Genomic DNA, 12,550 nt, shown 5'->3' with positions numbered 1-12,550 from the left:
ATTGTGAAAAGTAAACGTTCTCTACTGGTTTTAATTACGCTTATGATGCTGACAGCAATTATTTCTGCATGTTCAGGCAACTCAAATCAAACGAATAATTCCACAGGCAGCAACGCAAGCAACTCAAGCAATACAGAAAGCAAAAGCAAAGAAAAAGTTGAAATTAGTGTTTGGTTAACCCCTCAATGGAAAGGTGTCATTGACGCAACAGAGGAAGGAGCAGATTATGACAGCTTCTTCAAATACGCGGCTGAGAAATTTGCTAACCAATATGATAAATACGATGCGAAAGTTAATGTTGAAGTAATCGCAGGCGATCAACGAGATCAAATGCTAAATGTTAATCTAAGCAGCAACACACCTCCTGATATTTTCTTTGAAAGTATTTTTGCGATGGGCGACTATGTACATCGCGGGGCGTTAGTTCCTATTACTGATATTGTTGATGATGCTGCAAGAAGCGATATTTCAGAAAATTATTGGGAAGCATCAACATTTGGCGGAGAAGTTTACTTCTATCCATTCCAAAACAACCCAGGTACATTGGTTTATAACGCAGACATGTTCAGAGCTGCAGGACTAGATCAATATATCGGCGAAGAAAATGAAATCAAAACTTGGACATTGGATGAATATATGGAAATTTTGAAAGGGCTTAAAGAAAACCTTCCAAAAGACAAATACTCTAATGCTTATCCAATGGCATTATTCGCATTGAACAACCAAGGTGATACATGGAACCTTGCATACCTAAGAATGTTTGGCAACCAATTCTTTGATGAAAACGGCAACATCATTCTAGCTGATGAAAAAGGATATAAAGCAGCAGAATGGATGAAATCCATCTATGACAATGGATACACCAACCCTGGTGCAGAATCCGTATCATCTAACGATGCTAACGGCATGTTCCAAAACCAACAGCTTGCAATCAGCTTTACTAACCCAGTACTATTCAACAATGCTAAAGCAGATATGGATGCAGGCAAGCTTACACCATTTGATATCCGTTTAGCTAACATTCCATCTGAAAGTGGAGATCCGCTTACGTTCACATATGTAGTTGGTGCAAGCGTATTTAACACTGGCGATGAAAAACGGATTGAAGTTGCGAAAGATTTCGTTAAATTCTTCTCTACAGACGAAGAATTAGTGAAAGCATCGAAAAACGGTATTCCAGTAAGAGCCTCTGTAGCTGAAGCTTATAAAGCAGAAAATCCACTATTTGAAGTTTATAACGAAAACTCTAAATACTTGTTCAACTTTACTGGTAACGTGCCTGGATACAGCCAACTTCGTGAAGTGCTATATCCTGAATTACAAGCAATGTATATGGGCGCAAAAACACCAGAGCAAGCTGTAAAAGATTATCAAGATAAAGGTAATAAAGTTATTGAAGAAAACAAAGCAAATTCTGTCATCTATAATTAATTGAAATAAGGCAGTGGGGTCAGAGGACGCAAGGTCAGATGTCGCAAGGTCAGATGTCGTCAGATGACCCCACAGCTAACTAAAGGGGTAAACACAATTATGAGACTACGTGGCAATGCTCTTAAAGAAAATATTACGGGGTATTTGTTTATTTTACCTCAAATGTTAATTTTCGCTATTTTCTTGGTATATCCTATTATTGAGGGTATTCGCCTCAGTATGTACCAAATCAATTATAACAGTGAAAAATTTGTTGGACTTGATAATTATATTAAGCTTTTTAATGACCCTGTTTTTTTCAAGGCAATAACGAATACGATTATATTTGTTGTCTTTATCGTACTACTAACCGTAGGTTTTGCACTATTTGTAGCAGCATCAGTTTTTGATAAAAATGCAAAATATGTGTCTTTTATTAGAGGCAGTTATTATATTCCAGTTATGGTTTCAATGGTTGTCATGAGTATGGTTTGGAGCTTCTTGCTGAATCCAGCAAACGGATTAATTTCGTACTTTGCCAGAGAAGCTGGTTTCGGTTATGTAAATTTACTTGGGAATGCAAAATCAGTTATGCCCGTTATCATTTTCGTAACATTCGCGACAAATGTTGGGCAAGCGATTATTCTATATATTGCTGCAATGATTGGGGTTCCGAAGGATTTATTCGAAGCCGCTGAGGTAGATGGAGCCAACAGATGGCATGTTATTACGAAAATCTTAATTCCATCCGTTAAACCTTCAACAATTTACATCACGATCGTAAATATTATTGCGGTATTAAAAATATTCGTTGTTATTCAATTGTTGACTGGCGGAGGACCTAACAATGCCTCTGTAACCTTGATGTACTACTTGTACAACAATGCATTCAAGTTTAATCAACTTGGAACTGCGTCTGCAGTAGGGGTAATTATGTTCCTAATTACATTATTGCTGTCTGTGCCTCAATTACGAAGCATGATTAAGCAGAAGTGAGGGGTATTAGCATGTCAAGTGTATCACATACAATTAAACCGAAAAAAAGAAGGCTTGAGCGATTCGATATTATCTCCAATATCATTGTAACGTTGTTTGCCATTCTAAATCTTTTTCCGCTTTATTGGTTATTTACTAGCTCACTTAAAAACAGCTCTGATGTTGTCAAAATGCCGCCAGATTGGTTTCCAAAAACAATTACATTCTCGAACTATGTAGATATTTTTCAAAATCAGCCTGCGCTGCGTTGGACGTACAACAGTTTGTTCGTTTCAGGTGTAAGCACAATTCTCGTTATCATTGTTGGGGCAATGGCTGCCTATGCATTTTCTAAAATTAATTTCAAGGGCAGAAATATAATCTTTATCATTTTTATTTCAAGCTTAATGATTCCAAAAGAAATTATGATCGTTCCATTGTTTCGTATTGTGCAAAATTTCGGCATGGTGAATACGTTAAACGGGATGATTTGGCCGAACGTCGCTATTGCCTTTGGGGTATTCTTATTAAAAGGCTTCTTCGATACAACGCCTGATGCGCTAAGAGAGGCTGCAAGAATTGACGGAGCAGGTGAGTGGAGAATCTTTACGCAAATTATGCTTCCGATTGTGAAACCAGGTATAGGTGCATTGTTCATCTTGAACTTTGTACAAGTATGGAATGATTATTTATGGCAAATGGTAATTGGTCAAGAAAAAACGATTAAAACATTAATGGTAGGTACAGCAACATTAATGCAAGATTTGAATCCAAACTTTGCCTATAAAATGGCGGGTGCTACTGTAGCCGCTATTCCGATGCTAATTATCTTCGTATTGTTCCAACAATACTTTACACAAGGTATTACTGCCGGAGCAGTAAAGGAATAACAGACTAGATAACTTGGAGATGGAATAATATGAAAACAAATGAAAATATGCTTGATAAAATTAAAGGAAAGCTGGTAGTATCATGTCAGGCGTTGCCGGAGGAGCCTTTGCACAGTCCATTTATTATGGGGCGAATGGCGATTGCTGCTTATCGCGGAGGAGCCGCAGGTATTCGCGCAAACAGCGTAGCTGATATTCAGGAAATTAAAAAGCAAGTAGATCTTCCAATCATCGGTATTATTAAGCAGGTTTATGAAGGCTCAAGCGTATTTATTACGCCAACGATGAAGGAAATTGATGCTCTGTATCAAGAGGGTGTAGATATTATCGCAATCGATGCAACGGATCGAGTTAGACCAGACGGTACGACAATTGATCAAATTTTTCCGATTATTCGAGAGAAGTACAAGGATCAATTGTTTATGGCGGATTGCTCTACGTATGAGGAGGCAGTCCTAGCTGAAAAACTTGGATTTGATTGTATCGGCACAACGTTAAGCGGCTATACTGAAAAAACAAAAGGCAAGGTTTTGCCTGATTTTGAGTTAGTTGAAAAATTAGTAAAAACCTTGACTGCGCCCATCATTGCTGAAGGCGGCATTTCAAGTCCGGAGGAATTGGCACGAATGTTTAACTTAGGCGTTCATTCTGCAGTTGTCGGATCAGCGATTACTAGACCAATGGAAATTACAAAACGTTATGTTAAAGCTGTTCAGGATGCTCAAGGAGTTCAGGAGGGAGTATAATGAACATCTTAGCAGCAGATATTGGCGGTACGAACACGAAGATGGGGATTTGCCAGCAAGACGGAACGATTGTCGAAGCGATGGAATATGCAACGGAAAGTCATCTGGGAGGACCTCATGTTGTGGAAAGGCTGCTGCAGCACTTAGCGAAATATGAGGGAAAATCGTTTGATGGAATTGCGATTAGCACTGCGGGGCAAGTGGATCATCATGCAGGTGTTATCGTTTATGCGAACGAAAATATTCCAAACTATACGGGAACAAAGCTTGCAGAAATCGTCTCAAACCGTTTTGTCAAACCTGTAAAGGTCGAAAATGATGTCAATGCAGCCGCACTTGGTGAAGCTTGCTTTGGTGCTGGTAAAGATCACAATGATTTTTTATGTTTGACATTCGGAACAGGAATTGGCGGCGCAATCGTTATTAATCGGCAAATTTACCGCGGAGCTACTGGATCTGCCGCTGAATTCGGTCATATGTTTACCCATGTTTCAAATGGGTTTGCGAATAGGGGCAGACAGTCATTTTATGAGCATCATGCATCAACAACAGCACTTATTCGTAGAGCTCAGGAAGTTGATTCTGAAATAGTGAACGGAAAGCAATTATTTGATAAAATCAACAATGGAAACGATAAATTAACACAAGTTCTACATGAGTGGGTTATTGAGGTAAGCATTGGACTCGCATCGCTTATTCATATCTTTAATCCTTCTGCAATAGTCGTTGGCGGAGGGGTGATGGAGCAAGATTTTCTAGTTCGACTCGTAGAACAGCAGACGAAACAATTGATTATGCCAAGCTATACGGGGGTTTCAATTAGAAAAGCTGAACTTGGAAATAAAGCTGGATTAATCGGAGCTGCCTCACACTTTTTTGAGTAACCAGTCAGTCACGCTTATGTATGCTTGTCATTACAAGAAAGAGGAGATAGATTGAGCGGAATTAATATTTTTTCAACTATTCATTCAAAATATAATAATTTGACGAATACGGAGAAGAAGGTTGCTGACTATGTGCTTGAGCATGCCAGCGATGTCGTCTATATGTCCATTACCGATATTGCAGATATTTGCGGAGTCGGCGAATCTAGCATTTTTCGATTTTGTAAGTCTTTAAATTTTAAAGGTTATCAGGATTTTAAGATCGCGCTTGCTCACAGTTTAACCTCAGGCAACGAAATCCCGCAACTTGCGGACAAAATTTTGATGGATGATACGGTTGATCAGGTGGCCTCTAAAGTTTTGGCTACAAATATAAGTGCATTGAATGAAACCTTCAGTCTAATTAACGCCGACAAGATTACAAAAGCGATTGACTATTTTATTGAAGCGGAGCGAATTCTCTTTTTCGGAGTTGGTTCTTCGCTTATGACCGCGATGGAATCAAATATTAAATTTATGCGGATAACGAACAAAACTGGCTGCTCGATCGATTCTCACTTACAGATGATGCAAGCTGCATTAATGACTGAGCGAGATGTTGCAGTTATCATTTCGTATTCTGGGTCTACCGTGGATACGATTGAAGTTGCCAAAAAAGCTAAAGAGCGCGGTGCGAAGATTATATCTATTACAAGATTCGAGAAATCACCACTAACCTCTTATTCTGATTTGACGTTGCTTTGTGGTGCGAACGAAGGTCCGTTGCAAAGCGGCTCTTTATCTGCAAAAATTTCACAGCTTTATTTAATGGACGTTTTGTACGTTGAGTACTTCAAACGCACATTTGAGCAGTCTAGTGTAAATAAGGAAAGTACGGCGCAATCAGTAATTGGCAAACTGATGTAGCATGCAAATAGATGAAAAAATATATGCTTCAAGCTAAAAGAAATGTAATAACGTACGATACAACAAGGAGCGGTTATGATGATACTAGGAGCTTTAGCATCTTGGGATAAGCAACGGAAGTTCCAGCAAGCTCATATTGTGAAGGCAGTTGAGGAACTCATTAAGCTTTCTACAAGAAATCCAGAGCCTGGTCGAATTGAAATCGACGGCGACAATATGTACATCAACGTGATGGAGCTTGAAGCGAAGTCCACTGAAGAACAAATTGCCGAAAAGCATGAAAAATATATCGATGTCCATTATTTGTTTTCTGGAGAAGAACTCATCGGTTGGTCCCCAGATTGTCCTGCAGCAGAGCCAACAAAGGCATATGATGAGGAAAACGACTATATGCTGTTTGCTCCAGCAAAAGATGAAGTGATGCTTTCGATGAAGCCAAATATGTTTGCTGTATTTTACCCAGAGGATGTTCACCGTCCAGGTATGGGAGCTGCTGGCACTAAAATTAAAAAAGCAGTTGTTAAAATTAAAGTACAATGAAATCTTTTTAGGTGATAAATATGAAAAAAACCATTGTTTGCTTTGGTGATTCGAATACATGGGGATTTGATGCACGGACTGGTGGAAGATTTGATGAAAATACAAGATGGACAGCTCTGTTAAGCAAGTCTTTAGGAGATTCCTATTATGTTGTTGAGGAAGGCTTGAGCGGCAGAACAAGTGTATGCGATGATCCGTTGTTTGAAGGACTAAATGGCTACAACTATATTTATCCTTGCTTGATGTCACATTCTCCATTAGAGCTTGTTATCATCATGCTAGGCACGAATGATACAAAAGAAAGATTCGGTCTTACTGCTTATAATATTGCCCAAGGAATTGTCAGACTGGCGCAAAAAGCGAAAGGAATGACCGTGGGCATCAATGGAAAGAATCCAGAAGTACTCGTTGTTGCCCCGCCGCATATTAAACCTGAGTATATCCGTACTGAAATTGGTGAGCCGATGGGAAAAGAGTGCGACGTGAAGTCTCAGCAGATTGAGAAGCATCTTGAAAAATTGCTCAAAGATACAGGAATACATTTTGCTGACGCTGCTGCTCAGATTGAGATGAATGATATTGATTATATGCATCTCGATGAAGAGGGACATCGTAAAATGGCGGAGTTTGTGTCGCGAAACATTACTGCGATTATTAATTGACGATATTAATACAGCATTGCGTTTCATTAGTTGAGGAACTGGTTCAGTTAAGCTGATGCCAGTTCCTTATTTTTATACGTACAGAGTGTCGCTATGCTGCATAGCTCTGCTTGTAGTTGAGATGTTGACGGTGAGATCGATTCCCAGCACACATAATCCGCTTAATTGTTAAAGAACGATGTAAGTATGAGATGAACCGATTCAGCACGTGTCGCAGGTTGTAATGGTGCAAATCGCTGAACCCCAACTCCTTCTATCCACCCCAATTGGGAAGCGATGTTTACATAAGGAATTCCCCATGCTGGAATCTCATGCTGATCGGTGAAGGAAATTATTTCTGCAGCGCTAAGCTGATTGCTCCCTTTTGCACGAACAACAAAGGCGACCATTTCTGTCCGTGTAATTCGTTGATTCGGGCGAAACGTACCGTCTGCGTAGCCTTCACTTATTCCTTGCTGCACGGCAGCATGCACATAAGGTCGTGCCCATTGCGGGATTTGCTCATGATCTGTGAAAGGAAGCTGCTCGTTTGCTGTTTTGCTTGGAAGTCCTATAGCTCGACAAAGCATTGCTAGAAATTCGATTCTGCTAATTGGTTGATTAGGCTTAAAGGTAGCATCAGGATAACCTTTAGCGATGGCATATTTAACCCCTTTATAGATAGACTTTGATGCCCAATGTTTTGCTACATCAGAAAATAATTCAGGCGTCGATGTCTCAAACTCTACCGAGCCCTGTTGCTTATGCAACTCTAATTTAGAGTTGACAAATTGAATATCTTGAAGCTTAAACCTAGCTTGTCCGCCTGCTAAAAACGAAAAAGTAAACTTCGCTAGCTGCGCCTCACCTTTAATGCTTGCTGCAGAACCAATCTTAGTGAACGCAAACATAATTTCATTTTCAGCGATTTCCTTATTTACAGAAAACCCAGAATAAGAAGTCGTTGCTGCTTCAACTAACAACTGTTCCTGCGGATAAGTCAATGTGAACTGAAAAGCATAAACATCGGTTAACTGTTTGCCTTGTACAGTCAATTCAACAGTATTTTCACTTACATTAGACTTTAGAATTAACGTTGGTTGTTCAGTTTCTTCTGCTAATATAGAAGCAGGTTGAAGCAACATGAAAGACAGGCTTGTTATAACTATTAAAAGCATATGTCGGATACATTTAACCATTAGCCAAACCTCCTTTCTGATAAAAGAAGGCGCTGATGCGCCTTCTCAAGCAAGCCTCAATAATACTGGTAATTGCTTAATGTTAGCTGTTGCTCCACTCATCAAGAATCATCTGAGCTGCTGCTGCCAGTGAACGTATTGTAATGACTTGCTCATCAAATAAGTCTGCCATCTCAACTTGTGACCATGCTGGATCACTAGAAGTAGTGCCAAGATAACTAGCAATAATCGATAGATCACGAATCGTAACCGTTGTTTGACCTTCAACGAAACTGTTAAAGCGGCTGTTCGCTTGTTCAATAGCCTCATTCAATGCAGTAACCGCCGCATCTATCTCAGCTTGTGTTGCCCATACATCTTCGTATACGGATATGCCTGCTTGAATCGCTGCTTGCAACTCTGCTCTTGTTCCTAGTTCATATTTACCCAGCTTTGTACCTTCGATGATCGTTAAAAGCATTTGTTCTATCAGCCCAATCCTCTCGTTTAATTCATCCTTATCAGTATTTACTGGAGGCTGATCTACGACAATGATTTCATCAGTTGCTTCTTGATATTGAACAGTCCCTAATTCTCCTAATCTTGAAACGTCAAAACTTGTAATGGCTATCGTTGTTCCTCCCAATGGTGCACCAGCTTTGATTTGTCCTTGTAAATTGAATAATTCACCTGTTATATCATTTTCTTCATCAGTCATTATTGCTAGAATTCGTATTAAGCCTTGATCCTCTTTCACTGCATTGCCAAGCAATTGTAACCCCGTTCTGGATGAATGAATTACACCTTCTGCTAAACTTACAGTGCCTGATTCACTCGTTACTGTTGCAAAGCTTACTTTCGCAGGATCGTATTCTAACACGACGTCAATCGTAGTAAATGGTTGATTAACATTGTCTACGCCAATTTGAATCGTTATAGTTCCACCTGCTACAGTGCGATTGGTTGTTGCAAGTGTCGCAGTTGACCAGTACGGCTCCGATGCAGGCGGCTCAGGTGAAGCTGTAGGCTCAGGTGAAGCTGTAGGCTCAGGCGAAGCTGTGGGCTCAGGCGTATCCGTCGGCTCTGGTGTCGCCTTTACGCCAATCGTAATCGTTGTATTTAGTGCCTCACTAGGAGACATACCATATTCCACACCATATTTGCTGTAAATCGAAAGTTCGCTATGGAATTCAGCAGTTAACGTATACGAGCCATTTTCTAATTCAGGTACAATCGCTTCAAATAGATGCGTTTTTCCATCAGCAGACGAACTCACAAGGTTAAATGAAATGGGCGCGCCGTTAATGGATCCAGTTAAGCTGCGATTACCAGATAACATTGCGTAATCATCAAATTTTGCTTCAATTTGAATCGTTTCTCCCACTGCAAAAGTATGATCTATAGAATTGGTAATGTAAAAGCTGTCCAACCCAAGTTCAGGCGGTTGACCGTAACGATCTGTCCATTTTAGGAATTTTGTGTTGAATTTAATAAAGCTCATCACGGTATCTGAGGTCCCCTCATAAAACAAACCGATTTCACCGTCAGCTAAATTTTGTAAATTTGAATAACCATAGTGACCAGCTTTAACTAATTGTGAATATTTCCAATCGAAGGAATAGATCGGATAGCCTTCGGAATCTGTACCTGTTTGTTCAATTAAGCCAACCCGTACCGTACCATTCACGCGATTAGAACTATGGTTTGCACTAGAGAAGATTACAGCTTCTTTTCCATCGATTTGACCGTTATAGCGAATAACGCTCATTTGACTGTACGGTGCAACAAGGGCAGTCTCTGTTACAATAATGTCATCCCATGTTTGACCGCCGTCATTACTCGTAGCAATTTGTGCAAATCCAGAGTAGTTACGCATAAACAGTTTTAATTGACCGCCTGGAAGTTCAACGACTTGTGATTCTGTAATTTCGTTTCCATTAAACGTTCTTTCATCATACACCTGATCGCCGACGATACGACCGTGGTTAGGCGACTCGCCGCGATGCCATGTTTGACCGTTATCATCGCTATATATTACTGCACTTGCTTGCTTTTTGTTTTCATTAGTGAAATAGACAGGAGCGACTAACCGACCAGCATATGGACCCTCTTTAATTTGAATGCCATTGCCCGGACCAGTACCGAGGAAATACATCCAATCCTCTTTAACCATGCCATTCAAATCAATTGGTCCAGTCCAAGTTAAGCCTTCATCATCACTGTAGTACAGCTCTAAGAAGATGGTTTTGTACATTTGCAGCGGAGAACTTGGAAGCAATACATTATCTACATATTCTCCGTTCTGATACAAATTGCGTTTTTGATCTAACGTATATTCTGTTGGATTCCCGTCAGGATCATAAACAATGCCCTCTTCTCTAACGGTATATTGAACAGTTGCATCAATATCGTTACCAGATTTGGGGTGTAATACCAAGTAGGGAATACCGTTAATTTTCTTAAAACCTGTTCCTTGTCTAGCTTGCGGGTATCCATACCCTTGCGGAAAACCGTCAACAATTGAGAAAATTCGTTTCGTTGTTGCATCCTCAAGAAGAAGCTGGTCGATATTAGATGCACTTCCAGGGTAGTTATTAATTAAGATTTCATCTGGTTCCCATGTCTCCCCATTATCTAAGCTTCTGCGCATCGCCATATCAATATTGTTTGGAGAATCTCCGCCATGAGGGATACGTTTGTCAATGCCAGCCAGCAGCGTTCCGCTGGATGTGTATAGTAAAGCTGGTATACGATAGTTATTAGAGCCGTACAAACCAGGATAGAAAATATCTTGTGGCTCAGTAAGCAATGCACCTTCTGGAAGCGGATTTACAATTTCAGGTGCATCGGTAATACTCGTCATCGCCGTAATTAGTACATCTGGCAAAGGTACGTTATAAACTTCTACAAAATCAATTTCTCCGTTGAACGGATATTGATTTTGACCAGCAGGTCGTTCAGTATGACCGATTTTAACGTTATTTGGCTCGTAAATATTGTTAAAAAATACTCGATTCAGAGTCGTATTGTTCGCTACTAATTGTCCATTCACGAATAATTTATAACCCGCACCTTGATCTGCAACCATTGCCACCGTATAGACTTGATTTGGCTTAAATGTATACTGGGCTAACAGACTGGTGTTAACAGTATCACTGGGGTTTGTTTGACGCCGATTTTCAAAGCCTATGCCTGTTGAGCTGATATATACATGAAAATGTCCATTTGGCATCGTATTATTTCCTAAAGAGAACAGTGACATGATGGAATTTGTCGTTTTTGGACGAAAACGTGCAATAATCGTTCCTTCATCCAGATGCTTTAACTCATCTAATTGATCAGTTAAACTAACAAAACCGCTAGAATAGATTTGCATATTTTCTTCGCGAAGCACTAGATCATTCGGTCCAATTTCAGGGAGTGTAAGTGTGGTTAGTTCATCATCGCTTAAAGGTTCACTATAAATTTCAACAAAATGATAATCTCCGTTGAAATAATATTCATTGCCGCTAGAGCGATCAGTGTGACCAAGTCTAGCATTGTTAGGATTAGGAATATTACTGAGGAAAACTCTATTAGCTGTCGTGTTTTCTCCAACTAAAACCCCATTTACATAATATTTGTATCCTTCATTTTTATCTAAAACCATTGCTACTGTATAATCTTTATTGGCTTGGAACGTATAGTTGGCAGCAGTTTTAATCGTTGACGTTGTACGGTTTTCACTGCCAATTAATGAAGCGCGGATATAAAAGTTGAAGTGGACAGCAAACTGCGTATTATCACCAAGTGAAAATAAAGACATCACATCAGAAATGGAATTAGCTCTAAATTTGATGACAATCGTGCCTTCGTCTAGTGACTTCAATTCATCAAGATGATCTGTAAGATCGATATAATTGCTGCCGTTTACGGATTGGTTTTCCACACGAAGTACAAGTCTTGAGTCAGAATCTGCTGAACTAATCGGTACAGGCAGCAGCGTAATGATTAATAAGATTGACAATAACAATGCAGTCATTTTTTTCATTGGACAACCTCCTTTGCATATCGGTAATGCATTGCGTAAATTAACGTAACATGTACATCAAATATGCGTTTTACTATTGCCTCCTTTTTTAGAATTGAAGTTGTTGGATTTGTCTTTAAAGTCGCACATGCTGCTGTAATCAACTGGACCTTCGGTTCGTTGTTATAATAATACATAAGAAGTTGAAAAGTCATAGAATCAGGCGCAGTAGTAAAAAACATATGATGATGTTTATAGATGGTCAAAATAACACCATTGAACGAGGAACTTACAATTGATATAATATTTTGTTTATAATCGCATTCGGTTGATGCTTTACATGTTAAATAATGCAACACCCAGCACTCTAT

The 12,550-nt window shown here is 39.6% G+C and carries 10 protein-coding genes; 8 read left to right on the top strand and 2 right to left on the bottom strand.

Features of this window, described 5'->3' with window-relative positions; translation table 11 throughout:
- The first annotated feature begins 3 nt into the window (after positions 1–3).
- The 8 genes from AC2TDL_RS04750 to AC2TDL_RS04715 all read left to right on the top strand — a co-directional run bounded on the left by AC2TDL_RS04750 (position 4) and on the right by AC2TDL_RS04715 (position 7,013).
- A complete protein-coding gene (locus AC2TDL_RS04750) occupies positions 4–1,431 on the top strand; it encodes an ABC transporter substrate-binding protein (protein WP_484699040.1) in 1,428 nt (475 codons plus the stop codon).
- Between the two features lie 219 nt (positions 1,432–1,650).
- Complete coding sequence (locus tag AC2TDL_RS04745; protein WP_484699039.1) at positions 1,651–2,406, top strand: carbohydrate ABC transporter permease; 756 nt, start codon at positions 1,651–1,653, stop codon at positions 2,404–2,406.
- 11 nt (positions 2,407–2,417) lie between these two features.
- A complete protein-coding gene (locus tag AC2TDL_RS04740) occupies positions 2,418–3,275 on the top strand; it encodes a carbohydrate ABC transporter permease (protein WP_484699038.1) in 858 nt (285 codons plus the stop codon).
- Positions 3,276–3,304: 29 nt separating this feature from the next.
- The gene (locus tag AC2TDL_RS04735; protein WP_484699037.1) at positions 3,305–4,021 is read left to right on the top strand and encodes an N-acetylmannosamine-6-phosphate 2-epimerase; all 717 of its coding nucleotides are present in this window, start codon (positions 3,305–3,307) and stop codon (positions 4,019–4,021) included.
- Positions 4,021–4,905 (top strand): ROK family protein, encoded by an 885-nt coding sequence (locus AC2TDL_RS04730; RefSeq protein ID WP_484699036.1) that lies wholly within the window; start codon positions 4,021–4,023, stop codon positions 4,903–4,905. The genes AC2TDL_RS04735 and AC2TDL_RS04730 overlap by 1 nt, the downstream gene beginning before the upstream one ends.
- Before the next feature lie 51 nt (positions 4,906–4,956).
- Positions 4,957–5,811, top strand: a complete 855-nt coding sequence (locus AC2TDL_RS04725; protein WP_484699035.1) for a MurR/RpiR family transcriptional regulator — start codon at positions 4,957–4,959, stop codon at positions 5,809–5,811.
- Between the two features lie 75 nt (positions 5,812–5,886).
- On the top strand, positions 5,887–6,351 hold the full coding sequence (locus tag AC2TDL_RS04720; RefSeq protein WP_484699034.1) for a NanQ anomerase/TabA/YiaL family protein: 465 nt from the start codon (positions 5,887–5,889) through the stop codon (positions 6,349–6,351).
- Positions 6,352–6,371: 20 nt separating this feature from the next.
- Positions 6,372–7,013, top strand: a complete 642-nt coding sequence (locus AC2TDL_RS04715; protein ID WP_484699033.1) for an SGNH/GDSL hydrolase family protein — start codon at positions 6,372–6,374, stop codon at positions 7,011–7,013.
- Between the two features lie 161 nt (positions 7,014–7,174).
- Here the strand turns inward: AC2TDL_RS04715 and AC2TDL_RS04710 are convergent, their stop codons facing one another.
- Both AC2TDL_RS04710 and AC2TDL_RS04705 read right to left on the bottom strand, forming a co-directional pair.
- On the bottom strand, positions 7,175–8,191 hold the full coding sequence (locus AC2TDL_RS04710) for an S-layer homology domain-containing protein (RefSeq protein ID WP_484699032.1): 1,017 nt from the start codon (positions 8,189–8,191) through the stop codon (positions 7,175–7,177).
- 82 nt (positions 8,192–8,273) lie between these two features.
- Positions 8,274–12,200 carry a sialidase domain-containing protein gene (locus AC2TDL_RS04705; RefSeq protein WP_484699031.1) on the bottom strand — a complete coding sequence of 1,309 codons (3,927 nt, stop codon included), beginning with the start codon at positions 12,198–12,200 and terminating at the stop codon, positions 8,274–8,276.
- Positions 12,201–12,550: the final 350 nt, after the last annotated feature.

Source organism: Paenibacillus sp. plas6 (assembly GCF_057221655.1).
The sequence above is the reverse complement of the archived record's forward strand: the minus strand, read 5'-3'. Positions and strand labels throughout refer to the sequence as shown.